The organism is Vibrio splendidus (genome assembly GCF_002873455.1).
Taxonomy (GTDB): Bacteria; Pseudomonadota; Gammaproteobacteria; order Enterobacterales; family Vibrionaceae; genus Vibrio; species Vibrio splendidus_J.
Genome location: NZ_MCUN01000054.1, coordinates 178,809 through 204,327 on the forward strand (window position 1 = coordinate 178,809; position 25,519 = coordinate 204,327).

Annotated in this window: 19 protein-coding genes; 8 read left to right on the top strand and 11 right to left on the bottom strand. The window is 45.3% G+C overall.

The genetic code is table 11. The features are described 5' to 3' along the window. Window positions 1-136 precede the first annotated feature (136 nt). The 7 genes from ygjK to ebgR all read right to left on the bottom strand — a co-directional run bounded on the left by ygjK (window position 137) and on the right by ebgR (window position 12,496). Entirely contained in the window at window positions 137-2,548 is a 2,412-nt protein-coding gene (ygjK, locus tag BCU75_RS22910; RefSeq protein WP_102475189.1) for an alpha-glucosidase, read from the bottom strand. 15 nt (window positions 2,549-2,563) lie between these two features. Beyond that, a complete protein-coding gene (gene ygjJ, locus BCU75_RS22915; RefSeq protein WP_102475190.1) occupies window positions 2,564-3,628 on the bottom strand; it encodes a protein YgjJ in 1,065 nt (354 codons plus the stop codon). A gap of 400 nt (window positions 3,629-4,028) precedes the next feature. Then, a complete protein-coding gene (locus tag BCU75_RS22920; protein WP_017110436.1) occupies window positions 4,029-5,462 on the bottom strand; it encodes an amino acid permease in 1,434 nt (477 codons plus the stop codon). Between the two features lie 564 nt (window positions 5,463-6,026). After that, the gene (locus BCU75_RS22925) at window positions 6,027-7,451 is read right to left on the bottom strand and encodes an amino acid permease (protein ID WP_017110435.1); all 1,425 of its coding nucleotides are present in this window, start codon (window positions 7,449-7,451) and stop codon (window positions 6,027-6,029) included. Between the two features lie 164 nt (window positions 7,452-7,615). After that, window positions 7,616-8,068: a beta-galactosidase subunit beta gene (locus tag BCU75_RS22930; protein ID WP_017110434.1), complete on the bottom strand. Its 453-nt coding sequence runs from the start codon at window positions 8,066-8,068 to the stop codon at window positions 7,616-7,618. Between the two features lie 3 nt (window positions 8,069-8,071). Further along, entirely contained in the window at window positions 8,072-11,188 is a 3,117-nt protein-coding gene (gene ebgA / locus BCU75_RS22935; protein WP_102475191.1) for a beta-galactosidase subunit alpha, read from the bottom strand. Between the two features lie 324 nt (window positions 11,189-11,512). Beyond that, a complete protein-coding gene (ebgR, locus tag BCU75_RS22940; protein WP_076675685.1) occupies window positions 11,513-12,496 on the bottom strand; it encodes a transcriptional regulator EbgR in 984 nt (327 codons plus the stop codon). 394 nt (window positions 12,497-12,890) lie between these two features. Here ebgR and galE point away from each other — a divergent pair, with 394 nt between their 5' ends. From galE to galM, 4 genes are all read left to right on the top strand, one after another. Beyond that, the gene (gene galE, locus BCU75_RS22945) at window positions 12,891-13,901 is read left to right on the top strand and encodes a UDP-glucose 4-epimerase GalE (protein ID WP_102475309.1); all 1,011 of its coding nucleotides are present in this window, start codon (window positions 12,891-12,893) and stop codon (window positions 13,899-13,901) included. A gap of 97 nt (window positions 13,902-13,998) precedes the next feature. After that, a complete protein-coding gene (locus BCU75_RS22950) occupies window positions 13,999-15,051 on the top strand; it encodes a UDP-glucose--hexose-1-phosphate uridylyltransferase (protein WP_017069513.1) in 1,053 nt (350 codons plus the stop codon). A 201-nt stretch (window positions 15,052-15,252) separates the two neighbouring features. Continuing rightward, window positions 15,253-16,413, top strand: coding sequence for a galactokinase (gene galK, locus BCU75_RS22955; RefSeq protein ID WP_102475192.1), 1,161 nt, complete (start codon window positions 15,253-15,255; stop codon window positions 16,411-16,413). Between the two features lie 120 nt (window positions 16,414-16,533). Next, window positions 16,534-17,613 carry a galactose-1-epimerase gene (gene galM, locus BCU75_RS22960; RefSeq protein ID WP_102475193.1) on the top strand — a complete coding sequence of 360 codons (1,080 nt, stop codon included), beginning with the start codon at window positions 16,534-16,536 and terminating at the stop codon, window positions 17,611-17,613. A 219-nt stretch (window positions 17,614-17,832) separates the two neighbouring features. Here the strand turns inward: galM and BCU75_RS22965 are convergent, their stop codons facing one another. Further along, on the bottom strand, window positions 17,833-18,831 hold the full coding sequence (locus BCU75_RS22965; protein WP_016784961.1) for a substrate-binding domain-containing protein: 999 nt from the start codon (window positions 18,829-18,831) through the stop codon (window positions 17,833-17,835). Window positions 18,832-19,028: 197 nt separating this feature from the next. On the opposite strand from BCU75_RS22965, the gene BCU75_RS22970 reads away from it, so the two are divergent. Continuing rightward, on the top strand, window positions 19,029-19,361 hold the full coding sequence (locus tag BCU75_RS22970; RefSeq protein WP_102475194.1) for a tRNA-binding protein: 333 nt from the start codon (window positions 19,029-19,031) through the stop codon (window positions 19,359-19,361). Window positions 19,362-19,509: 148 nt separating this feature from the next. Here BCU75_RS22970 and BCU75_RS22975 read toward each other — a convergent pair whose 3' ends face one another. Next, a complete protein-coding gene (locus BCU75_RS22975; protein ID WP_076675676.1) occupies window positions 19,510-20,064 on the bottom strand; it encodes a gamma-glutamylcyclotransferase family protein in 555 nt (184 codons plus the stop codon). Window positions 20,065-20,371: 307 nt separating this feature from the next. Between BCU75_RS22975 and BCU75_RS22980 the strand changes: the two genes are divergently transcribed. Beyond that, on the top strand, window positions 20,372-21,556 hold the full coding sequence (locus BCU75_RS22980; protein ID WP_102475195.1) for an NnrS family protein: 1,185 nt from the start codon (window positions 20,372-20,374) through the stop codon (window positions 21,554-21,556). An 86-nt stretch (window positions 21,557-21,642) separates the two neighbouring features. Here the strand turns inward: BCU75_RS22980 and BCU75_RS22985 are convergent, their stop codons facing one another. Continuing rightward, the gene (locus BCU75_RS22985) at window positions 21,643-22,650 is read right to left on the bottom strand and encodes an adenosine deaminase (protein ID WP_102475196.1); all 1,008 of its coding nucleotides are present in this window, start codon (window positions 22,648-22,650) and stop codon (window positions 21,643-21,645) included. A 352-nt stretch (window positions 22,651-23,002) separates the two neighbouring features. Between BCU75_RS22985 and BCU75_RS22990 the strand changes: the two genes are divergently transcribed. After that, complete coding sequence (locus BCU75_RS22990; protein WP_102475197.1) at window positions 23,003-23,320, top strand: DUF3622 domain-containing protein; 318 nt, start codon at window positions 23,003-23,005, stop codon at window positions 23,318-23,320. A gap of 195 nt (window positions 23,321-23,515) precedes the next feature. On the opposite strand, the gene BCU75_RS22995 is transcribed toward BCU75_RS22990, so the two are convergent. Then, window positions 23,516-24,562 (bottom strand): succinylglutamate desuccinylase/aspartoacylase family protein, encoded by a 1,047-nt coding sequence (locus tag BCU75_RS22995; RefSeq protein ID WP_102475198.1) that lies wholly within the window; start codon window positions 24,560-24,562, stop codon window positions 23,516-23,518. A 271-nt stretch (window positions 24,563-24,833) separates the two neighbouring features. Between BCU75_RS22995 and BCU75_RS23000 the strand changes: the two genes are divergently transcribed. Then, a complete protein-coding gene (locus BCU75_RS23000) occupies window positions 24,834-25,373 on the top strand; it encodes a DUF3332 domain-containing protein (protein WP_076675665.1) in 540 nt (179 codons plus the stop codon). The last annotated feature ends 146 nt before the right edge of the window (window positions 25,374-25,519 follow it).

Here is a 25,519-nt window from a genome sequence, read left to right on the forward strand (position 1 = left end):
ATAGTCTAAATGCTTGTTTGTTCGATCATTTGGCTTCAGATGTAAAAAAGGCACTCAGCGAGATACTGAGTGCCAAAGCCTGAAATTTATGAGGTTATCTTTTCATTCAATTCCAGAAGACAGGTATAGGTTCGATTTACTCTGCGTCAGTAAAGAAATCGTTGTATAGCATGTACAGGTGAGCTGCACTCCAAGAGAAGTTTGGCGCGCCTTGTTGTTCACCGGTTAGTGGGTTGTAGTTTTCACGGATAGGGCCGTCTTGCACTAAGCCATCGGCGTGATCAAAGAATGCACCTGCCATCTCAATTGCATCGTCACGGTAGCCGTAGCTGTCCATGCCTTTTAGGCCGAAGTAGAATTGGTCTACCCAAACACGTCCACGCCAGTAAATATCTGGGCCAAATGCAGGGCTAGAAAGCGCCGCTGTGCCTAGTGGAACGTAGGTGTTGAACTCTTCTGTATCTTTCATTACAGAGACAACTGCATCAGCGTTAGCTTGAGTGGCAGCAGCATTGAACAATGGTGACCAACCTTCAGGGCCTTTACCACGCTCTACAATCGGTTTGCCTGCACAGCCATTCGCGAGTGGTTTGTCTTCAATGCGAATGTCGTAGAAGAAGTTAGTGCCTTCGTCGAACATACAAGTGTTGATGTAGTTCGATAGGTGCTCAGCTTTTTTGCGGAACTCTTTCGCTTCTGCGTCTTTACCTAGAATGTCAGCCATTTCTGCTAGGTACTTGTTATCGCTGTACATGTAGCTTGCTTGGTCGACAGATTCTTGCAGTAGTGAGTAGCCCAGTAGCGTGCCATCTTCAGCGCGGTTTTGAGCGAACTCAACATCCCAATCGCTGCGCTTGCCACCATTCGCTACATACGCGTCTAGCTGGTCTTTATCGATGAAACCAAATGCGGCTGCATCGTCACGACCAGATTCCCAAGATGCGGCTGTTTGAGCTGGGCTTTCGATGTAATCGTAGTTACCTTCAGCCACAACTTTATCCAGTGCTGCTTGGCCTACGACTGTTTCATGTTTGTCGCCACGAACCACAGTGAAGTACATTTCACCTTCAGGTGTGTTGTGTGCTTTGTCGCGTGCTGCGCCATATTCAGGTACACCGTTGCCGTTGTTGTCACGGTTGCGCAGCCACCAATCGTGGTATGCCACGAGCTTTGGATACATCTCTTCTAACCAAGCTTCGTCGCTGGTGGTCTTGTAGACTTCCATTACTGCCCATGCCGCTAGGCTTGGTTTGGTATTACGTTCGTTCCAGTTACCACCGTCGCCGCCACGTTCTGGGCTTAGGTTGTAAGCAAGTAGGTCTGGCACGTAACCTTCATCCCAGGGGCGAACCGTGTCGTCAGCCTGAATTTGGTAAGCGAACATCGCGCGGATGTTATCTTTCGCGACATCTGGGTTGAAGTGAGCCATTGCGTAGGCTTGCTTCCATGTGTCCCACGGCCAAGTTTGGTTGCCCGAGAACCAACGCGCCGTCACGGATGGTGTTACAGAGTCAAACTCCATCGCACCTGCAGCGCCACGCCAGTTGCCATTTAGGGTTTCCATCGCTTTAACCGCAACACGCTCTTGCTCTGGTGTTGCGTTCGGGTTGGTTAAGCCCATCTCTAGATAGCCTTCCCAACGTTCTGCCGATGCCGCTAAGAAGTCGGTAGGGTTTGCCATGATCTTTTTGATTTCAGGCTGTTCCGCTTGCGCTTCTTCTGCCGTTAGAACATGCGAGTATGTGGTGTAGATAGTCGTCGATGTTTCAATGTTTGCCGTTGAAGTAAACGCTAAACCATCAACCGTGGTTTTCGTTGGAATCGACTTGTGAACTTGATATTCAGACTCACCAGAAGTCAGTAGATCCCATATCGAACGAACCTTACCGAAGGTCACCTTTAGGCCATCGTCGGTTGCGACGATTTGACGGTCATACTCAGGGTAAGTTTCAGCGATGGTTTTGTTGGTTTGTGCCACGCCTTCTTTGGCGTGCGTCTTTTCTAGCAGTTCACCATCCCACACTAATTCAACCGGTGAGTCGGTAGTGATTTTGGTTTCTAGCAGAGAGGTACGGTTTGAAGCAAAACGCATCGTCATTTCTACGGTCACATCGTCAGATTTTAGCGTCTGAACCAATGCGCCCGGAAGGCTGTAAGCTTCCATGGTGAATGCGACTTTTTTGCCATCTTTGAACACGCTTAGGCGGTCGAAGTTATCAGCCATGAAGTTGATGTATTCTTCGGTAAGTAGTGCTGTACCTGGGAATCCGCCCATGCCTTCCGCTGTGTCTGGCAGCAAGTGACCGTGCCATGCACCTAAGTCGAAGAATGGGTTGAAGCGCTGGTGGTCATCGAAGTCGTAATCTCGCATGTATTCTGGCGAGCCTGTACGGTCGATAACGTTCTTAAATTCGTTTGCTTGCAGTTGCTCTGTGTCAGAGCCTGAGCCAGAGATTGAGTTTGATCCTGAGAATGAGTTTGATGTACAGCCAGTAACAACAAGTGCTGCGCCAATAGCGAGAGCTGCGAATGATTTATTCAGTTTCATGATGAGTTCCTGTTATTACCAGTAGAAGTATTGCATTGCGAACACTTGCGCGTCGCCGATTTCAGTGTCGCTGCCTACGCCAAAGCGGCTGTCGAAGGCAGTCGCAAACGCGCCATTGCCGTATTCGTACCAAACGCCGGCATTGATGTAAGAGGTGATCTCTTTGTCGCCATTGTCACCGTCAAAGTTTGCGTAGTTGTAGGCTGCTGATAGGTAAACGCCTTGTGCGGCTTCGTACCATGCACTGGTTTGAATACCTGATTCGCTACCGAAAGATTCTTGGTTACCTTTATCGGTATCATGCCAAACACGAGTGGCGAAGTTTTTGTATTCAGCACCTAATAGTAGAAGCTCACCGCCATCGTTGTTACGCACTTCACCACCACCCATAAGGGTCAGGTCGTCAGTGAGATCGTATTGGAGGTAACCATTGACCATGGCATTCTTGTCTTTCCATTGGTCTGCGAAGCTGTCGTATTTGCCGAAGTGAACGAGAGCATCGTCTTCAGAGAAGTCAGACTCTGGCGCGAAAGAAACGCTGTAGCGAAGTTTACCTTCTAGGTTTTGAATCTTCACCCCGACATGTACGTCACGCGTGTTTGAGATTGCGTAGCCGTACTCGACTGTTGGGTCTCCCCACCATTGAACGTCATCCAGTGACGAGTCCATACGACCGACAATAAATTCTGTTTTTGCGTCGGTGCGGTAGCCAGCGTAAAAGCGGTTAAAACCACCTTCGAAGCCGCCCCAGCCGTGGCCAGTCGCCCAAGCGTTACCTTCGTCATCGGCTTGTACCGTCCAGCCTTCCATGTAAGCAAGACCAAACCAATTACCGTGCTCGATAGCTAAACCCGCTTCAATGTAAGTGCCGTCTGCGTAGCGACCCTTATCATCACCTTCGAGTGCCACATGACCACCAAGGCCAAGCTCACCGTAAAAGTTAAACAGCGTTTCTGATTCTGTTTTAGGGGGCTGAGTGTCGCTGTGGTTAGCCGCGGTTTCATCAGCGTGCGCATTAGCCGTAAGGGCAGCAAGAATACAACTTGTAATAAGAGTCTTTTTAGTAAAACTACTTTTCATTTTGTTCACTTCTGTGTCGGGGTTATAAATGAAGCTTCGTAAGCAGTTCTGACTTCTAATATGGGGTGCTCTTCAAGGCGTATATGGTCAGGTCACTTACGATCGCAAAACCAATATTAATGATTATTTTTGTGTTTAAAATTAAATAAGCTTAAAAGTGTGATCTATTTTTAGTAAAAGTTTACCGTTGATTTGTTTTGGGTTTTAGTTGAATTTATAAACAAATATCAGGCAAGGGATATATCGGTGTTGTGAATCTAATTTTGATGAAAGGAATAACTCGGTAAATAGGATGTAAGGAGCGGCGATAAGAAAAAAGGGAAGCGAATAAAAAGGCACTCGCCAAATAGTGAGTGCCTAAGAAGTTCAAATCAAGATTAAGACCAAGGTAAGGTGAACACTAGGCGTTAGCAGTTTCCGGCTTTGCTTCTAGTTTCTTCTCTTCTGGAGATAAGCTTTTCTCGTATTGACCGTATTTCCACCATGCGTAGCCAAGGAAGATCACAATCCCACCCACGTTGTAGAAGATGATGGTCATGATGTCTGCGCCAGTCGGGAAGGTTGATGCAAAGAAACCAACTGTAAATATAGCGATAAGAATCGACACCGCTGTGATACCCACTCGGCGTGAACCCATGCGGAAATCTCGTGGGAGATGATCAAGTTTCACACGCAGGTGAAGGTAAGCAATCATGATGAACAGTGGCGGCAACATAGAGGCTGCGGCTGTCATGTTGATGATGGTGCTCATTAGGTCTTGTACGGTGTCAGACGCCAACGTTGGGATGAACATCAGTGGAATCACGATGAAGAACTGAACCCAAGCCGCACGCTCTGGCACGCCTTGTTTGTTGAGTGCGACGGTTTTCTCACCGAAGATACCTTTAGGGATTTCAGAGAAGAAAATCTTAACCGGAGTCGCTGTCCACATCAGTAGAGAGCCCAACATCGCAGTGAATGAAACCACGCCCACAAAACGATTCATCAGTATTTCAGACAATCCAAAGTGTCTTGCTAGTCCTTCGAATACCTGCACTGAACCGCCAGTAAATTTAAGTTCTTCGCGAGCAACGAATACGTTCGCAAGCACAGAACCTACCGAGTAAAGCGCACCGATAAAGATACCGGCAATGATGATCACTTTAACGAAAGACTTGTGTCCGCCTTTGATGTCGTTGACGTAAACCGCAACCGATTCAGCACCGCCAGCCGCCATGAAGATCCAAGTGATTACTCCAAGGAATGCCCAGTTAAAGCTTGGTGTCATTGCTTCAATGGTGATTGGGTCAGCTGGTTCGATACCGCCGATCAAAGCACCGCCTGAAAGCAGGATGTAAGACAGAGTCAGCAACAACATCAGTGATGATGTTAGTGAGGTGATTGGGCCAAGTAGCTTCGCGCCGTTGTTTGAAATGTGTGTAGCAACCGCAAATAGAATGGTGCTCAAGATCGCCGTGGTTATCGGCGTAAATATGTATTCGAATCCTAAGAATGCATACGACGCATAAGCGATGATTCTAGGCAGCAGAGAGGTGAAGAAGAATAGGTTAACAAACCAGTAGGTGTAAGCTGAAATAAACGCCCAGCGACCGCCTAGAGAGCTTTTAACCCAAGAGTAAACACCCGCCTCAGAGTCTTTATTCAATGATACAAACTCAGCCACGATCAAACAAAATGGCACAAAGTAAAAGATGGTTGCTAAAAAGAACATCGGAGCTGAGGAAAGGCCAATCTCGATGTTGTTGTTTATGATGTTATTGAAGCTGTATACCGCCGCGAAGGTCATAGACAGTAGGGCAAACTTGCCTATCGTACTGCGTTTATTATCGGACATGATGTTCTCCGGTGAATCACGTTGATGATCGTTATTTACTAGGTCCTAGAGAGGGAGATCTAGGCCGTGTTTTTATTGTTATGTTGGTTTGGCAAACACCCGCTTCATGAAGTCAGGTTTGGCTCATTTATTATTTTTGTATTGATTTACGAACGAATTCCTTGGCGTTTATCTTTTTAATTTCAGTAAATTTATTACTTGAATTTCAAATGCAACATTAAGGCATTCATCGAAGAAATTGGCTTTCTCATGTACGACGATGTAACAGGCTTGTAGGGGCTTTGTGTCGTTTATTGTTCTATGAGTTTTTCTATTTCTTCAGCAAGAAGATTAAAGATTAAGCGGCGGGAAGTTAATCGGAATTGATCAAATATGTGATATCGAGTAAATAAATTTAGTTAATATTTTACCTGTATTTTTGTTCGAGTTTTATTACGATCTAACTAACGTTTTTCGTGAAGTGAAACCTTGACGGAATGACGTTTTTATTCTTGTTTAATGTTCTGATTTAAAACAAAAAAAGCGCCATAAAGGCGCTTTTCAATCAGAGATGTCAATTTTGGATTACGACTGCTTTGCGGCTTCTAACTTCGCGTCTTTACCTGCTTGCTTCTTTTCAAAGCGAGAGATCCACCACCAAGCGATAGCTGAGAACACTGCCGTCATAAATACGTTGACGAAGAACGCTTGCATTAGGTCTACACCCGTTGGGAATGCTGATGCTGTCATGCTCACAACGAAGATACCGATAAGCACAGATACAACAGCCATACCTTGAACTCGCGTACCCATGCGGAAATCACGTGGTGTATCGTCATGCTTCAATCGGAATACAAAGTACGCCACCATGATGAAGATAGGCGGTAACATTGCCGTACCTGCTGTTAGGTTAATTGCGGTGTTCATCATGTCTTGTACAGACTCAGAACCGAAGCCGTTTATAACGAGCATTAGGAATACGAACGCAAACTGCCACCATGCTGCGCGTACTGGCACACCGTGTTCGTTAAGCTCAGTCGTCTTCTCACCGTAAACACCTTTAGGGATTTCAGAGAAGTGAATTTTCACTGGAGCTGCTGTCCACATCATCATCGAACCGAACATAGCGACGAATAGGATGATACCGACGAAGCGACCTGTTAGAGATTGTGAAATGTCGAAGTAGTTCGCCATACCAGTGAAGATTTCAACCATGCCGCCAGCATAAGTGAGTTCATCACGTGCAACGAACACGTTCACTAACAGAGAACCGACTGCATACATGATACCGATAGCGATACCCGCGCTGATGATCACCTTGATGAAAGACTTATGACCACCTTTAACATCGTTTAGGTAAGCGGCTGCGGTTTCTGCACCACCGGCTGCTTGGAAGATCCAACACATAATACCTAGTGTTGCCCAGTTGATGGTTGGCGTCATTGCTTCAAGCGTGATTGGTTCTACTGGCTCATGGTTACCACCTAATGCCATTAGTGCGCCGATAACGTAAACCGCGAACAGTGCAAATACGCCGTATGCCACGATCTCTGCAATCTTACCTAACCAGCTCGCGCCTTTAGTCGAGATGTGCGTTGCCGCCGCAAATAGACCAATTGAGATTGCCGATGTCACAATAGGAGAGAAGGCGTACTCGTAGCCAAGCATTGCGTAAGATGCGTATGCGATAACGTTAGGTAGCAGTGATACAAACCAGAATAGGTTAACGAACCAATAGAGGAATGAACCTAAGTAGGCCGCTTTTGAGCCCAAAGGTTGTTTAAGCCAGTCGTACATGCCTGACTCAGAATTTTTATTTGCTGATACGAATTCAGCAATAATGAACACGAATGGAATGAAGTAAATAAGGGTGGCAAGCAAAAAGATAGGGGCTGAACTCAATCCCAATTCGATGTTGTTATTTACAATGTTGCGAACGTTAAATACCGCTGCAAATGTCATGGAGAGCAAGGCAAATTTACCTAACTTACCGCGTACAGATTCAGACATAGTGTCCTCCAAGGGTCACGTAATTATAGTCGTTATTTCTTTAAGCTTCCTTGTAGGGAAGAAGCGTAAAGGCGTTATGCAGTGTGACTGAGCCTTGAACGGCAAGCCTCAGTACACTGTGAATAGATCTTGTTGTTGCTTTCGTTTGTTTAGCTTTCAGTTACTTACTTATTAAGGAAGTAACCGTCTTCAATAGTCACTTTCAGCACCACTTTGCGTACTCGGTTATCACCGTGAAAGCGGTAAGCTTTGCTGTTATCAAATATCGCTACTTGGCCTTCAATGATTTCACGAGTTTCGCCGTTACCTATTAGGTGTTCGCGGTCAGTCTCATCGCTGTAAGCTTGGATTTGCTCTAGCTCTGATTTGGCTGCGAATTCAACCGTTTCACGACCTTCTAGGTAGTAATGCACGTCGAAATAACGGCGGTTGCCAGTAAAGCTTTCGGTGTTACGAGCCACACCGTCTTCAATCATGTAAGCCAGTGAGTCACCAATTGAATACATCACGCCATCTTTGATGTTGCCGATGTTTTCAATCGCTTCTACACAGCGTTGCCATTTACGACCGTCGCGGTAAACGACTTTAAATTGTTCTAAGTTTTCTAAAACGATCATCGCTTATGCCTCGTTCTGTTGTGGTTGAGCTTTCGGTGCGTTCACCGTAAAAAACTCATCGCCAAAGTTGTGATTGATTAGGTGCTGCGCATCGCAATCGCCTGCTTGGAATGGAATCAGAGTTAAGCCGTAGCGGAACTCGTCCATGTAAACTCGGTAAGAGTCGAGCACTTCGCTGCCCCAAGAGTTCGAGCCTAAGCCCATCACTTGGTGGTCTAGGTTTAGCGTGATGTAACCGCTCTTCTCTAGCTCAATGGTGTGCTGTGCTTGATGCAGGTTTTGGTTGGTGTAGAACCATGCGCTGAAGTTGATTTCTTGCTGTGGTTTTACTGCAATACCATTACCCGCGCGGCTTGAAAGCGCAGCCCAACGAACGTGTTGGCGGTTGCCGTTGTTTTGTGGGAACGGGTAGTTCTCGAACATGTCAGCCACGGTTGATTGGTAAACATCAATCATGTTGGCTTGTTTGCTGTCTTGGTAGTTCTCTTCAGGGCCACGGCCGTAGTATTGAACTTGGTCGAAGTCACCGTTGATACCCATGTCGAAACCAATCACGGGAATTACATGTGGGTAATCACCGTAACGTTCACCGCTTAGCTCAACGTTCAGTTGACCTTCTGTACTGATTTGGTAGCGATACTCACAACGCATGCCGAAATCAAATACCGGTGGAGCAACGATGCTGGTGGTCGTGATCTCTACCTTGCCGTTAACTTGCTCAACGTTTAGCGTGCGGAAGTGCTCTTGCATGATCTGCAGGTGTGCAGGCTCCCAGTAACCATCGTGCTCTTGCTTATGGTTATCGATCATTGGCTTGAAGAAATTCAGCTTCGGCTCTGACTTAATCAGCTCTTCACCGTTTACTAGCCATGACGTCAGCTTGCCGTTCACTTTCGAGAAGTTCAGTGCAAAGTTGTGGCCTTTGATTAGGTAAGCGAGGCGAGATTCTTCAACATTCAGTGCCGTTGCATTGTTGTTGGTGAAGGCGTCAAGCTGTGCTGTGTTCTCTTTCACTTGGAATTGGTAAACCGCGATGTCGTGGTTCGCTTCGCTGTATGAAGTACGAGAATCTTTGCGAACAGTAAAGTTCACAAACACTTCGCGCTCATCAAGTTCTGGCAAGTTAAGTGTCAGTTCGCGGCTAGAGTTTTCAGCCAGTTCTTCAACCTTGATGTGCTGTACAGCAATGGTCTCACCTTCAGCGCGGATTTCTGCAGTGATGGTGTAGTCATCAATGTTTGAGAACCACAGTTTGTTATCAACGGTGAAGGTGCCCGTTTGAGCATCGAAATCACGAAGCTTCACTGGGGCAATCACTTGTTTGTACTCTTTCAAGCCTGGGCCTGGTGTTTGGTCTGGGTAGATCAAACCATCCATACAGAAGTTGTAGTTGTTCGGGTAGTCACCATAGTCACCGCCGTACTTGTAGAACTCTGTGCCTGCTTCATCACGCGCCAGAATGCCGTGATCACACCATTCCCAAACATAGTGACCTTGAATTGCATCATGCTTGTAGAACACGTTTTGGTATTCGGTTAGACCGCCCGGGCCGTTACCCATTGCGTGTGCGTATTCACAGATGATGCGTGGCTTTTCGTGTGGGAATTCACCGAAGGCATTCATCAGTTGAGCACGCGAGTACATGGTTGAAATGATGTCGACCACTTCTGCATCACGGTCTTCTTCGTAGTGAACCAAACGCGTGTCATCAATTGCTTTTGCTGCATCGTACATAGAACGGATGTTACAGCCGTAGCCTGACTCGTTACCCAGCGACCACATGATGATAGAAGGGTGGTTCTTTTGAGCGTGAATGTGACGCTCGATACGCTCAACAAACACCGCTTCCCATGCTGCATCGTTAGTGATGCGGCTTAGGTCGCCAACGTTAGCAAAACCGTGAGTTTCGACATCGGTTTCGCCCATCACGAATAGGCCGTAGATATCACACAGTTCGTAGAAGCGTGGGTCGTTCGGGTAGTGCGCTGTACGTACTGAGTTGATGTTGTGTTGCTTCATCAGTACTAAATCTTTCTCTACGCGATCCATACCAACAGCACGACCTTTCAGGTGGTCGTTGTCGTGACGGTTCACACCGTGCAGCATCACATACTTGTTGTTGATGTAGAACAGACCATCGCGAACTTTAATATCACGGAAACCAACGCGTTGTGGAATCACTTCCAGCACCTTGCCGTCAGCGTCTTTCAGCGTAAGCAACAGTTGGTACAGGTAAGGGTTTTCAGCGTTCCATTGAACTGGGTTAACCACATCAATAGAGAATTGAGTATTCGCATTGCCGTCAGTCAATCTATTAGGAACGGCTAGGTTATCTACTGAGCCTTGCGAGATAACTTGGCTGCCATCAAGCAATGCGTACTCAAGGGTTGCGTTTATCGCTGCTGCTAGGTTTTCTAAGGCAACATTGCACGAAAGGGTAGCGCTTTGGTAAGCGTCGTCGAAGTCAGTGCGAACCGTTAGGTCTTGAACGTGCAGTTGCTCTTTACCAACAAGGTAAACGTCACGGAAGATACCGCCCGTCCACCACATGTCTTGGTCTTCAATGTAGGTTGAGTCAGCCCACTGCATCACACGAATAGAAAGCAGGTTGTCGCCTGCTTTTACATGGCTAGAGATATCGAACTCAGCGGTTAGGCGGCTGCCTTTGCTGAAACCTACGTACTCACCGTTTACGTAAACTTCGAAGTAAGTCTCTACGCCATCAAATTTAATGATGGTTTGCTTCTCGCCCCAGCTTTCGCCAAGGAAGAAAGAGCGTTGGTATGCGCCTGTTGGGTTGTCTGATGGGACGAAAGGCACATCAATTGGGAATGGGAAACCTTCATCTGTGTATTGAAGATCGCCGTGGCCTTCCATTTGCCACATGTTTGGAACCGTAATGTGGCCCCAGTCTTTCATTTCTTGAGAGTAGAACTCTTCAGGAACCAATAGTGGATTGGTGAAATAGCTGAAATTCCATTGGCCACTCAATAGTTGGAAGTGGCTGCTAAGTTCACGCTGAAACGTTTTTGCATTCTTTTCTGATGCGTATGAGAAGAAGTATGCACGCGGTGCCATACGGTTCTCATGTAAGTTAAGGAAGTTTTCCCAGTTGTTCACGTTGCCTCTCTCTCGGCCTAGATGCAATTTGCTGACCGACGTTCTTATGCGTAATTGGGTCGTAGTGAATACGAGTATTTTTGGACTGAGGTAATTATTAGTAAAAGTTTTACTAAATGAAATTGGTGAAAACGTTTTACTTTAACTCCATCACGTTTTTTATAGGCTTTTTACAGTGGTGTGTGATCCACTTAAAAGAATGCTATTGGTTGTTTTATGAAGCAGGCTAAAGACGCTGGTATATGTAAATAGGCGTATGTGATGGGCACAAAAAAGGCCACCTTCAATAAAGGTAGCCTTATTTTATATGTTTGATTTATATGATTATTTTGTTGTGTCGCGCAGCTTGAGTTTACTAGGGACATAGACTCTAAGTGGGATGGTTCGTCCGTCGCGCGCTTTTTCTATCAGCAGGTTAACACCTTGAATTCCCATCAGTTCAGAATGGATACGAACCGTTGATAAAGATGGGAAGGTAAACTTAGCGGTTGGAATGTCATTTACACTGATCAGCGCAATGTCTTCAGGAATGCGCAAACCGTGCTCATGAATCGCTCGTAAAACGCCAATGGCGATGGAATCTGATGCAATAAACATGGCTTTCGGGTAATTCTCGCTTTCTAGCATTTTCTTCGCTAGGTCGTAACCCGACGAGCTAGAGAAGTCACCACGATAGATGTCTTGCTCACTGACTACGTTTTTAAGGCTGCCGTACTCAGCAAAGGCCACTTCACGAATGTCTGAAGTATTGATGTCGTCTTGTCCACCAATGAAACCAATGCGTTGATAGCCTTGGTTGATAAAGAAGTTGGTGATTTCTTTGCTGATCAAAGCCAAGTCGATATCGACAGAGTCATAAGGTTCTGAGTGATCAGTGAAATCAACATAACAGATATTATCACTTAGCTTTTTGGCTTGTTCGATAACCTCTGGTGTCATCCTTCCCACCAACAATACACCTGTTATAGGTGCTGAATTTACGTGTATTTTACTTTCATAACAGTTGGTTAGTTTAACTTCCATCTTGTCACATTGGGTTTCAATCCCGTGGCGAATCGATAGATAGTAAGGGTCGTTCACTTCAGCTTCTTGCTTGTAGTTATACAGCGCAAGGAAGTGATGGTTTTGTTTTTTACTACTAACGGCTTTTCGTGAGCTGCTGGTTTTGTATTCCAACTTCTCGGCAATTTCAAAGATACGCCTTTTGGTCTCTTCCTTGACGCTTAATGTTGGATCTTCATTGAGAACCCGTGAAACTGTAGCCAGTGAAACATTTGCTTCAGTCGCGATATCTTTTAACGTTGCCATACTCACTTCCTGTTATTGGAACATTGCGTTGCTTTGAAAATACATCTTTAGTAAAAAAGCAATGCACCTCTTTATTCTACCGACCTATTGTAATCAAACTGGAAGTCATTGCATTAACTTTTAGTAAAATAAATGTTCAACTTCTCTATGATGTCTCAAATCTAACTATTTATGATTATCTTATTAAAATTCAATGGATTAGGTGGCTTTTCTTGTCCATTCTCTCTATGTCATGTTCAGTAATAGTGATATGAGTTAGTGTAAACGTTTACACTTCGTGGTTTTGATCACAGAAATATAGTCAAAATGGCTGCTACTATTTCTGTCATAGGGTGCTACTGAATTGAATATTGGTTCGAGTGACGCTACGAATGACAACAAAGAGAGGTTGATTGTGAAAGTACTGGTTACAGGCGGCATGGGTTACATCGGAAGTCATACATGCATTCAAATGATACAGGCAGGTATGGAGCCAATCATTGTTGATAACCTTTGCAATAGCAAAGAGCTAGTGCTGGAGCGAATCGAATCATTGACTGGTAAGCGACCAACTTTTTATCTTGGCGACATTCGTGATCAATCTTTTCTAGATAGCGTGTTTTCAGAAAACGATATCCAAGCGGTGATTCATTTTGCTGGCCTGAAAGCGGTTGGGGAGTCGGTGTCTAAGCCTTTGGAGTATTACGATAACAACGTAAATGGATCATTGGTGTTAGCTCGTAGCATGAAGAAAGCGGGTGTGAAGAGCATTGTATTTAGTTCTTCGGCTACCGTTTACGGTGACCCAGAAGTGGTGCCAATTACCGAAACTTCACCAACCGGCGCGACCACTAACCCTTATGGTCGCAGCAAATACATGGTGGAAGAGTGTTTGAGCGATTTGTTCAACGCTGAAAATGACTGGAGCGTGACGTTACTGCGCTACTTTAATCCTGTTGGCGCACATCCATCAGGCACCATGGGTGAAGACCCACAAGGTATTCCAAATAATTTAATGCCGTTTATTACTCAAGTAGCCGTTGGTCGCCGTGAGAAATTAGCTGTGTTTGGAAACGATTACCCAACAGTCGATGGTACAGGCGTTCGTGACTATATTCATGTAATGGACTTAGCAGACGGCCACGTTGCAGCACTAAAAGCGGTGGGCGAGAAAGCGGGCTTACATATTTATAACCTAGGTACAGGTAAAGGTTCGAGTGTACTTGAGATGGTTGAAGCCTTCGCACAAGCTTCAGGCAAACCAGTTCCTTATGAACTTTGTCCACGCCGCGCCGGTGATATTGCCGAATGTTGGGCAAGCACTGAAAAAGCAGAGCGTGAGTTAGGCTGGAAAGCGACTCGCAGCGTGATGGAGATGACTGCGGATACGTGGAACTGGCAGTCGAATAATCCAAACGGTTATTAGTTAGTGTAATTGAAGCCGCAGTGTTTTCATCTAGTATCTGCACTTTTTCTCATTGATAAGTGTGAAGAAAAGAATTTTAAAGAGTTGAGTAAGTAGCATGTCAAAAGTTGAATTTAACCCAGTAGACCATCCGCACCGTCGTTATAACCCATTAACGGGTCAGTGGATCTTAGTATCACCGCACCGAGCAAAGCGTCCTTGGAGTGGCCAAGATGAAAAACCATCGACAGCGCAGCTTCCTGCGTATGAGAAAGAGTGTTTCTTGTGCCCAACCAACACACGTATCTCGGGTGACGAAAACCCAGATTACGACGGCACTTATGTATTCAGTAATGATTTCGCGGCGTTGATGCCCGATTCACCTGACGCTCCAGAGTCTGAAAACCCTCTATTCAAGACTCAAGGTGTACGTGGGTTGAGCCGCGTGATCTGTTTTTCTCCGGATCACAGCAAAACGCTGCCGGAGCTTCCGGTAAACAAGATTCGCGGTGTCATCGATACCTGGAATGAACAAATTGAAGAACTAGGTAAAGACTACCTGTGGGTTCAAGCGTTTGAAAATAAAGGTGAGACCATGGGCTGTTCTCAGCCACACCCGCACGGTCAGATCTGGGCAAACAGCTTTTTACCTAACGAGATTGAGCGTAAAGAAAAATTGCTAAAAGAGTACTTCGAACAACAAGGTTCTAATCTTTTAGTGGATTACGTTGAAGCTGAAATGAAAGACGGTTCACGCACTGTGGTTGAAACTGAACATTGGATTGCCGTGGTGCCTTACTGGGCGGCGTGGCCATTTGAAACCATGTTGCTACCAAAAACACACATCCGCCGTATGAGTGAATTGACTGACGAGCAGCGTGATGATTTAGCGCTTGCGATTAAGAAGTTGACTAGCCGTTACGACAACTTGTTCCAATGCTCATTCCCTTACTCTATGGGCTGGCACTATGCGCCGTTCTTCGAAGAAGGTACTGACATAGACCATTGGCAGCTGCACGCGTTGTTCTACCCGCCACTGCTCCGCAGTGCATCGGTTCGTAAATTCATGGTTGGCTACGAGATGTTGGCTGAGTCTCAGCGTGACTTAACCGCAGAACAAGCGGCGCAGCGTCTTCGTGATTTGAGTGACGTTCATTACAAAGAGCAGTAATACGTTGCTTCGTAGATAACGAGCGAGATTCCTGATATCTCGTCCCTCGATTCTGGAATGACGACAAGTGGGAAGCTTAGAAGCTGATGTTGTCATTCCCTACCGTGAGAGACGAATGAGATAGGGATCTAAAAGAATTAAAGTGGCGCCGTAAAGGGGTCATAACCAATTGAACAAAGAGTTTAACCAGAGAGTTTACTTATGTCTGACCTAATCCAAAACGTGAAAGCATCTTTTGAGCAAGTCCTTGGTTACCAAGCGACTCATATTATCCAAGCGCCAGGTCGTGTGAACCTGATTGGCGAGCACACTGACTACAACGATGGTTTTGTTCTACCGTGTGCCATTAACTACCAAACGGTAGTCGCAGCGGCTAAGCGTGACGACAACATCGTGCGCGTAGTATCAGTGGACTACGGTAATGCAGTGGATGAATTCGATCTAACTCAAGAGATCACATTCCAACAAGACAAGATGTGGGCGAACTACATTCGTGGTGTGGTGAAGTGCTTAAAAGGTCGTAGTTTTGAATTTACAGGTGCAGACATCTCTGTAACGGGCAACGTGCCTCAAGGTGCGGGTTTAAGTTCTTCTGCGGCACTGGAAGTGGTCATCGGTCAGACATTCAAGGTGCTTTACAACCTAGAGATCAGCCAAGCTGAAGTTGCATTGAATGGTCAGCAAGCCGAAAATGAATTTGTAGGCTGTAACTGCGGCATCATGGACCAAATGATTTCTGCAGAAGGTCGCGCAAACCACGCGATGCTTTTGGATTGTCGTAGCCTAGAGACTCAAGCGGTTTCTATGCCAGAAGATATGGCTGTGGTTATCATCAACTCAAACAAGAAACGTGGCTTAGTCGACAGCGAATACAACACGCGTCGTGAACAGTGTGAAGAAGCGGCACGTATCTTTGGTGTTCCTGCACTTCGTGATGTGACAATTGAACAGTTCAAAGCGAAAGAGTCTGAGTTGGATGAAATGGTCGCGAAACGTGCCCGTCACGTGATTACTGAAAATGACCGTACCGTTGAAGCGGCTCAAGCTCTGCGTACTCATGATATGAAACGCATGGGCGAATTGATGGCTGAATCGCATGCGTCAATGCGAGACGATTTTGAAATCACAGTCAAAGAAGTCGACACTCTGGTTGATATGGTCAAAGACGTGATTGGTGACCAAGGTGGTGTGCGCATGACTGGCGGTGGTTTCGGTGGTTGTATTGTGGCATTGGTTCCACCTGCATTGGTTGATGAAATTAAAACAACCGTTGAGCAGAAATATCAAGCGGCGACCGGTCTAAAAGAATCTATTTATGTGTGCCAAGCGAAAGACGGAGCAGGCTTAGTTGAAGTAATCTAACCGCTTCGCGATTTAATGCTTAAAAGATAGAGCCTACCAAGTAAAAAGATCATGGTAGGCCAAATAGTAAAGCCTTTACCCAATGTAGAGGCTTTTTACTGGCACTAGAAGGAATTTAGAATGACACAAGAGCAAAACCTGCATCAATCCATGACACAAACTCCAGCCTATGATGGCCAACCCGCTCAGTTAGTGACGCTATCAAATAAGCATGGCATGCAAGTGACATTCATGGACATTGGTGCAACATGGTTGAGCTGTATCCTGCCAGTAAAGGGAAATAAAAGAGAAGTTTTGTTGGGTATTAACTCAATGGAGAACTTCGAGAAACAAGCCAGCTATATGGGTACAACCGTTGGCCGTTATGCTAACCGCATTGCCAATGGTCGCTTTAAAATAGATGGTCAGAACTACAAACTAGAAACCAACCAAGCGGGCAATACCTTACATGGTGGTCCGAACGGTTTTGATAAACGTCGTTGGAATATTGCCGAGCAGAATGATACATCTGTATCGTTTACTTTAGAGTCGGTTGATGGCGACCAAGGGTTTCCGGGGAATTTGAATGTGTCGGTACGTTATGAACTCACCGAAGATAATCGAGTTTCCATTCATTACTCTGCGACCACAGACAAGCCAACCGTGGTCAACCTAACGAATCATGCGTACTTCAACTTACTTGGTGCGGAAGCCGGGCACGATTGTTTGTCACACATTGTGAGCATCAACGCCAATCAATTCTTACCGACCAACTCGGTAGGTATTCCATTAGGCAATCTTAAATCGGTGAAATCGACCAGTTTCGACTTCAATCAGCCTATGATGATCTCAGAGCGTTTGTTGGGTGATGAACAGCAGAAAGCAGCAAAGGGTTACGACCACTCTTTCCTATTGGCTGATGGCTGTAAGCGCACTCAATGCGCCGCTACCGTAACGTCACCAGATGCGCTCGTCACACTAAAAGTATTTTCAACCAAACCTGCGATGCAGCTATACACCGGAAACTGGCTTGGTGGTACACCAAACCGAAGTGGTGGCAGCTATGAAGACTATGCTGGTTTGGCGCTAGAAACCCAGTTCTTACCTGACTCTCCTAACCACCCAGAGTGGAAGCAGGACAGTTGTATTCTCGAGCCTGAACAAGAATATAACTACCGTACCTGTTACCAGTTTGAATTTTCGGGGGATTATTCAAACTAGTACGCTCTAGCTCAAAACGGTTATGCCAATTGCTTTTGTTTGTGAATAGAACAATGTGAGTTATCGCGTTGTTCTTGGGGGATGAGCAAAAGTGGCGCTCAACAAGAGTGCGATTTATTAAGCGCGATTGTTGGGTATCAGAGTAAGGTAGGAAAGCCCTAACAGAATCGCTTCTGTTAGGGCTTTTTTTTGTTTGCTGTTTGGTGAGTTGACCTGAACTTAGATTTTCTCTACCGAATTACGGCGCACCAAAGTCGGAGAGAACATCATTGGCTCCGTTGAGGTGTTTTCACCTTTGGCTAAGTGCAACGCGAGTCGTGTCGCTTTCTCTGCCATCATCTGAATCGGGTAGCGAATGGTGGTTAGCTTTGGATGAACATAGCGTGCAATCAAGCCATCATCGAAACCGATGATCGACATTTTGTCCGGCGTTTGAATACCGTTTTCATCTAGGACAGACAAAGCACCTGCCGCCATGTAATCGTTGTACGCAACAATGCCTGTGATTGGCAGTGATTTAGTCAAAAGGTTGGTCATGGCGTATTCACCACCTTCACTGGTGGGAGCTGAGTACTCAATATAGCTGTCAGATAACGCTATTTTGTAATCCGAGAGTGCTGACAAGTAACCTTGTACACGCTCATCGGCATCTTCAATGCTGTGCGATGAGGCGATACAGGCAATGTTCTTATGACCATGGCGGATAAGGTATTCAGTCGCAAGATACGCGCCTTTTTTGTTGTCCAAGAAAATACAGCGGTTAGCAATCTCAGCAATATAACGGTTGATCAGCACTAAGCCTTTTACTTCTTTTGCATAGGCAATCAGTTCTTCGTCTGTCAGGCCTTTTGAGTGGATCACTAAGGCGTCGCAACGGCTATTGATCAGTAACTCAATCGCTTGTCTCTCTTCTTCACGATCGTGTGAGCCATTACCGACGAGGATATGCTTTCCGTTCTCACGAGCGACATTATCGACAGCCTTAACCAGCGTGCCAAAAAAAGGATCGGAGATATCACCAACTAACACACCGACGGTATTGGTGCTCTGGCTTACCAGTGCGCGAGCATTGGCATTCGGGCGATAGCCGAGTTTAGACATCGCTTTGGTGACGGATTCAATTGAGTTCGCACTTGCCTTCGGAGACTTATTTACGACTCGAGATACGGTTGCAACAGAAACTCCAGCTTCCCTTGCTACATCTTTAATTGTTGCCATTTTTAACCTCTATACATTGCTGTATCTATTTAACACCGACAATGAGTGCAAGGCAACGAAACTCTCATTTTACTTCCAGTAATGAGATCTTTACCGCTTGTAATTATTGACCTTAGTGCTAGTGTAAACATTTACATTTTACTTAATTTTAGTAAATACCTTGTTAGGTAAAAATAAATCAATATAGGAAGTGAAAAATGGATACTGTCTCTTATGGTGACTTTGCTAAGTTAGAAATGCGTGTAGGTCAGATCATTGAGGTTGTGCGTCATGAAAACGCAGACAAGCTTTACATCGTGCAAGTGGATATCGGTGAGAAGACGCTACAAACAGTGACCAGCCTAGTACCTTACTACACCGAAGAAGAGTTAATGGGTAAGCAGGTTGTTGTTTTGTGTAATTTAGCGAAAGCGAAAATGAGAGGCCACACTTCTGAGTGCATGTTGTTGTGTGCCGAAACGGAAGATGAATCTGAAAGTGTATTGCTGACACCGGAACGTGCGATGCCAGCAGGTATTCGCGTCGTTTAAGCTCGCTTTAAGTTGGTGAACGATCGAGTTCACCAACCTAGGTTAACTCGCTATGCAGATTAATTATGTAGACTAATTAATTATGTAGATCCGGTGATTATGTAGATCAATTAACTATATACACCCATCCATTAACAACGAGCATCAACTAGCTTCGAACAGTCAGGATTAAATCATCAATCACACTGTGATGGTGGGCTGAAACTCCAGCAAGATTGCCGTATTTGGGCTGGTGGCGATCATTTTCTAGTGGGTGGTGCCAACCTTGAGTATGTTCCACAAAGTGTGCCGCAAAGCTTTCAGACACTTCTAAACATCCTGCTAGTACCGTATCGACGTAGGTTTGAACGATAGGGCTGTTTTCGCAAGGTGCTTCAATCTCGTCTTTGATGTAAACCCAGATCGATTGATCCTGTTTGAACTCACTTTGGCTTTTTATCTGAGAGGCCTTTAATTCGATTCGGTGATAACCACGCTCGCGACGATCAAACTCAGTCAGTGCAATATCATCAACCTCAAGCAAAACCCCATTCACTTGTCCCTCGCCGAGGTTCACGATCAAAGGTGACAAAACATAGCTGTCATCGATCTTACTCCAGTGACGAACTAGGCCATGCACTATCGCAGGAATTGCTTGTCCTGTTTGACCTGTGAGTTGACGAGAAGAGGAGTTGATCAAGCTACCATAACCAAAAATATACATCGCGTTCCCTGTCTGTTCTTTTGTATTTGAGACTAGTCTTACTATATGTTTGGCTTCATCAAATGTCAGTAGTTTTTATTTTATACACTTATGAGTCTAAACGACCCTTATTGGGTGTGTTTAATTGACACTTTTCTGAAGCCTAAAGACTCCTTGTTGCTTGTTTTTATTGGCTTTATACCTTTGGCGTGTTTCATGCATTACGTTAGGCAATATTGCAGTGATGATTACTGCATCATGAATTTGACTATGAAATAGCAATTCCCAGAAGCCACTTTTGGCTTGTTATCTGAAATGAGGAACGAGTTTGTTAAATATCACAGATAAAAGTGTAGAAGATGCGATTCCTGCATATCTTCGATTAGGTTTTAGACCTTTCTTCTTTTTAGGCAGTCTCTATGCTGTGATCGCGATTGTGGCTTGGGTCATCATGTTCCAAAAAGGTCAGCCAGAAATGCTAAAAGTACCGGCGCTTTGGTGGCACGTACATGAAATGCTGTTTGGCTTTGCCATGGCGATTGTGGTCGGTTTTGTGTTAACTGCGGTGCAAACGTGGACGGGTGTCAATGGAACCAAACACTATCGATTAGCCGCACTGGTTGGTTTGTGGTTAGCACCTCGTATTCTATTTTGGACTCCCGCACCGTTATGGCTGATCTCATCGGTTGAGGCGTTGTTCTTAATCTTCGCCGCTTACGAAATTGGTTTCCGAGTCGTGAAATCGAAAGGCTGGAAGAATCTATTCTTTGTACCGCTGTTTATATTGGCTATCGTGGCGAACTTTGCTAGTTACGCGACCATTAAGGGCATGCCTCCATTCCCATCGTCTGCAGTATGGCAAGCGATGTTGTGGTGGTTTACTTTGCTGCTATCAGTGATGGGGGGGCGAGTTATCCCATTCTTCACTGCGCGTCGTTTTGATTTTGAAAAAGCACAGCCATTGGTTTGGCTGGAATGGTTAGCGAACCTACCTTTAGTTGGTTTATTTGTGTTGAGCTTCTTCCCATTAACCTTTGCTCAAGTCGGCAATGAGTTAATGGTATTTGCTGGTGTGACTCAGTTGGTACGCTTTATCCGCTGGAAGCCTTGGACAACGCTATCTGAGCCTTTGGTGTGGTCGCTGCATGCGGCTTACCTATGTATCCCTCTAAGCTTGTTGCTAAGAGGCTTGTTAGACAACCCATTTGCGAATCACAACATGCTGCACTTGTTTGCGATTGGCGGTTTGAGTGGATTAATTCTTGCAATGATTACGCGCGTGACCATGGGGCATACCGGTCGTGCAATCTATAAAGGGCCAAGTATGGCGTTAGCGTTCTCAGCTATTTTTGTCGCGGCTTTGGTTCGCAGCGTAGGTGTGACTTTCTTCCCTGCGTACTTATTTGAGATGGTGAACATCAGCGCAGGCATATGGACGTTAGCATTCGGGTTATTTATCTGGAAGTTCGGCATGATGCTGTTAACTCCAAGGGTGGATGGTCACCCGGGCTAAGCCGATTGATTATCGACGAATACTTAAAGGGAAGCTCTGAGCTTCCCTTTTTGATCGTGTTGAAAAGTACAGCCCTCAATAACTCATCAAGTATTCGTAGCAAGGTATTGGCGTACCTGTGTCATGAGATCTTCTTTGATGTGAGGGGAAACAAAGCTCGCTTCGATGGCATTAATACTGAATTGCGCTAATTCGTTTTTCGTCAGAGGGTGAGCATTGGCGACTGCGAGGAAGTTATCATTCATATAGCCACCGAAGTAAGCCGGATCATCGGAATTGATCGTGACGCAAACCCCTTTTCTCAGCAGCTCGACGATGTTGTGCTGTTGCATGGTGTCGAAGACCTTGAGTTTGGTATTCGATAGCGGGCAAACCGTCAGCGGTGTGCGTTTAGCGATTAGCTGTTCCATCAAGTCTTCATCTTCAACACAGCGAACGCCATGATCAATTCGGGTGATGCCTAGCAAGCTCAGTGCGTCACTAATATTTTGTGCTGGCCCTTCCTCTCCGGCGTGCGCTACGGTGAGGAATCCTTGGTTAATCGCCTCTTGGAATACATGCTTAAACTTCTCCGGCGGGTTGCCCCGTTCCGATGAATCCAGCCCGACGGCAATGATCTTATCTTTATAAGGAAGGGCTTGTTTGAGTGTTTCAAAAGCGCTGTCTTCATCAAGGTGGCGCAGAAAGCACATGATCAGCTGGCTGCTGATCCCTAGTTCTTGCTTTGCTTGATTCAAAGCTTGAGTAATCCCACCTATGATGACTTCAAAAGCAATGCCACGTTCGGTGTGGGTTTGAGGGTCAAAAAAGATCTCTGTATGAAGCACATTATCTTGTTGGCACCTCAATAGATACCCCCAAGCCAGGTCATAGAAATCCTGTTCATGAATCAGTACGTTAGCGCCTTGATAATAGATATCGAGAAAAGACTGAAGATTGTGGAATTGGTACGCGTCTCGTACTTGGCCAGGGTTCTCAAAGGGAATCGAGACGTTATTGCGCTTGGCGAGTTGGAACATCAGTTCTGGTTCTAGCGTACCTTCTATGTGCAAGTGCAATTCAACTTTAGGTAAATTTTTGATAAAGCTATCCATAGCAACTCCTTAGCTATTGTAATTATGGGCGGAGTAGTCGAGATGTTTCGATGACGAGATCCGAATACATAAGATATCTCGCTTTTTATCTTCATTTGAGCATAGTCCATTTGGTAATGGCCGATAAAACAGGGCGTAAATTGGTGGTGATTAGAGTGATCGCAGTAGATTGAATTAATCCGCAAACGATTTGCTTTATTGGAGTGTGATCCGCTGCAAATATTTGCAGCAATATTCATTGATTTGTGCTCTAATACCGCGCTTACCAAGGGATGGTGTTAAAAGATGCTCACTTAGATGGAGTTATCAAAGTGACCGATCCCTTAATGATCTCCCTTAGGAAAAATAGAACATGTCTAAGAACAAAAAATTTGATATCCGCCTTACAGAAAAACGCAACGGTTGGTGTGCAGAGATTACTCGTCAAGTAACGTCTCGCAGCACAACAGTATCTAAGCGTGAGTCTGGTTTCGAAACTGAAGCTCTAGCACAAGAGTGGGCAGAGAAAGAGCTAGCATCTTTCATCTCAAACCAAGCTGAACGTAACGAGCGTAAATCAGAGCAGCGTAAAGAGCGTGACGAACTACGTCACACTAAAGAGCTTAAAGCTGAGCAAGCACGTGAAGCACGCGCAAAAGCTCGTGAAGAAGAGCAACAAGACGCTGAGTAATCCAGTGCACAATTAATTTACAGGTCCCTTAATTTTAAGATAAGGGACAAGTAAAAAAAGCCCCGATATAGCTTTTCTCTTTCTAGTTAAAAGCTTATCGGGGCTTTTTCATTTGTGGCGTATTAGTCTGGCTCACGTAACCACTTAATGTCTGGTGGCTACGTATCTGATTCATTAATTACCCGAATTCGGTCCTTAGTTGTTTAGCGCTGTCAGCCAATCGTCTTCCGCAACTTCTTCAATGTAACTCTCAACAGACTGTCCCACTTCATCATCATCTTGCTTGAAGTAAGCGATGTGGAATACTGCGTCACCTTCGTTTACCAACGGTAGAGTTTGTTGACCAATCACGATACCGCCTTTGGTGGTGATTACTTGGCCTTCTTGGTGACCCAATGGAGAACTGATGTAAGCCAGGGTTTGTCCTGCTTCAACTTGTTCGCCAAGCCTTACCATATTACGCAAAATGCCGTCTGATTCAGCGCGGATCCAACTGGTCGATTTACTCAATACTGGCTCTGGTAACTTCTTACGGTTAGGGCGCAGCATACCGATTTCTTTCATCACTTGATGCACGCCAAGGTAACCTGCACGGATTGCTAGATGATCAAAACGCAGCGCTTCACCACCCTCGTAAGTTAGTACAGGAATACCCAGTTTTTCTGCTTCGCTACGCAATGAACCATCACGCAGTGGAGAATCTATGATCACGGGTGTTGCGAACGCTTTTGCGATGCGCAGTGTTTCAGGGTTCGACAGGTTTGCACGAATCTGTGGCAGGTTGGTACGGTGAATCGCGCCTGTGTGCAGATCCAGAATGTAATCACAGTGTTTCGCTACGTTCTCAAAGAAGGTGTGAGCGATACGTGATGTTAGTGACCCTTTCTCACTACCTGGGAAGCAACGGTTTAGGTCACGACGGTCTGGTAGATAACGGGACTTATGGATAAAGCCAAACACATTAACGATTGGCACAACAATTAATGTTCCTTTCAGTTTCTTTGGGTCAATCGCATTTGTTAACTGACGTGCAATCTCAACACCGTTTAGCTCGTCGCCATGGATTGCCGCGTTTACCATCAGTGTTGGGCCTGCTTGGCGACCGTGAATAATTTCAATTGGGATCGAAAGTGGAGAGTGCGTATAAAGCAAAGCTGCTTGCAGTTCAATCTCTATTCGCTGCCCTGGCTGAACAGTGTAACCAAGTAATTCGAATGGTTGATTAGGTTTTAGTCTTGCCATTTAGGTTGTTCTCAACATGGTGATAATTCGTTAATACGGAATGTATCAATCGTTGATTTTTAGTACGAATCAATCGCTTTAAGGTGACGACAAAACTTTTTTATGGAGGGGCTTTGGTAATGGTTTCTATTTTTTATTTACGATAACTTAGAGGTTTTTTATTTGTGATTTTCCTGACAATTTATTGATTTTAATCTGATAATTCTGGATATGAGAGCTGTTATTATCCATCGCCATTTTTTGGCGGCCAAATTCATATATCGAGATAAAAATGAAAAAAACAATTACTAAGATCGTTGCACTGGCGGTGGTTTCTGTCGCTCTATCTGGCTGTGTGGGTAGCAACGCAGTTACAGGTTACTTAATGAAGTTTAACGTGAAGGCTGTTGATAACCGTTACGCTCGTGGTGGTCTTAACATTCTATTAGCTCCAGCTTACGGTTTAACTGTTGCTGCGGATTACTTGGTATTCAACTCATTAGAGTTCTGGACTGGTAGCAACCCTCTAACTGGTTCTCCGCATATCTTTGACACTAAGACTGATACTTACCTAGACATCAACGATCAGCTTGATAAATCATTGACTGAAGCGCCAGTGGGTCCGATCACTAGTGCTGATATGATTGAGAAAGGTCAAATGCAACAGATCGACGAAAACACTATCCAAATGGACATCACTTACCAGTCTGGTGAGCGCGCGACATTGATCGGTGTTCGTGATGGCGAGATGGTGACGTACTTTATCGACGGCGAAGTAGTGGCACAAACTTCAATTGATGAGCTAGAAAGCTACGCGGCTTCACGTGCTTAATCGTCTATCTGATTAGAAAGATTAGATACAAAAACAGGTACTCATTGAGTACCTGTTTTGTTTTGTGTTGATAAACGGTGTTTACTGAAAAGAGCTATTTGTTTAAGAGCTCCATTTATTGGAAAACACCATTTACTGAGCAACAC

What these genes read in the sequence shown, in the direction of transcription:
- ygjK (WP_102475189.1), bottom strand. Translation starts at nt 2,548, where the DNA reads ATGAAACTGAATAAATCATTCGCAGCTCTCGCTATTGGCGCAGCACTT.
- ygjJ (WP_102475190.1), bottom strand. Translation starts at nt 3,628, where the DNA reads ATGAAAAGTAGTTTTACTAAAAAGACTCTTATTACAAGTTGTATTCTT.
- BCU75_RS22920 (WP_017110436.1), bottom strand. Translation starts at nt 5,462, where the DNA reads ATGTCCGATAATAAACGCAGTACGATAGGCAAGTTTGCCCTACTGTCT.
- BCU75_RS22925 (WP_017110435.1), bottom strand. Translation starts at nt 7,451, where the DNA reads ATGTCTGAATCTGTACGCGGTAAGTTAGGTAAATTTGCCTTGCTCTCC.
- BCU75_RS22930 (WP_017110434.1), bottom strand. Translation starts at nt 8,068, where the DNA reads ATGATCGTTTTAGAAAACTTAGAACAATTTAAAGTCGTTTACCGCGAC.
- ebgR (WP_076675685.1), bottom strand. Translation starts at nt 12,496, where the DNA reads ATGGCAACGTTAAAAGATATCGCGACTGAAGCAAATGTTTCACTGGCT.
- BCU75_RS22950 (WP_017069513.1), top strand. Translation starts at nt 13,999, where the DNA reads ATGTCAAAAGTTGAATTTAACCCAGTAGACCATCCGCACCGTCGTTAT.
- galK (WP_102475192.1), top strand. Translation starts at nt 15,253, where the DNA reads ATGTCTGACCTAATCCAAAACGTGAAAGCATCTTTTGAGCAAGTCCTT.
- galM (WP_102475193.1), top strand. Translation starts at nt 16,534, where the DNA reads ATGACACAAGAGCAAAACCTGCATCAATCCATGACACAAACTCCAGCC.
- BCU75_RS22965 (WP_016784961.1), bottom strand. Translation starts at nt 18,831, where the DNA reads ATGGCAACAATTAAAGATGTAGCAAGGGAAGCTGGAGTTTCTGTTGCA.
- BCU75_RS22970 (WP_102475194.1), top strand. Translation starts at nt 19,029, where the DNA reads ATGGATACTGTCTCTTATGGTGACTTTGCTAAGTTAGAAATGCGTGTA.
- BCU75_RS22975 (WP_076675676.1), bottom strand. Translation starts at nt 20,064, where the DNA reads ATGTATATTTTTGGTTATGGTAGCTTGATCAACTCCTCTTCTCGTCAA.
- BCU75_RS22985 (WP_102475196.1), bottom strand. Translation starts at nt 22,650, where the DNA reads ATGGATAGCTTTATCAAAAATTTACCTAAAGTTGAATTGCACTTGCAC.
- BCU75_RS22990 (WP_102475197.1), top strand. Translation starts at nt 23,003, where the DNA reads ATGTCTAAGAACAAAAAATTTGATATCCGCCTTACAGAAAAACGCAAC.
- BCU75_RS22995 (WP_102475198.1), bottom strand. Translation starts at nt 24,562, where the DNA reads ATGGCAAGACTAAAACCTAATCAACCATTCGAATTACTTGGTTACACT.
- BCU75_RS23000 (WP_076675665.1), top strand. Translation starts at nt 24,834, where the DNA reads ATGAAAAAAACAATTACTAAGATCGTTGCACTGGCGGTGGTTTCTGTC.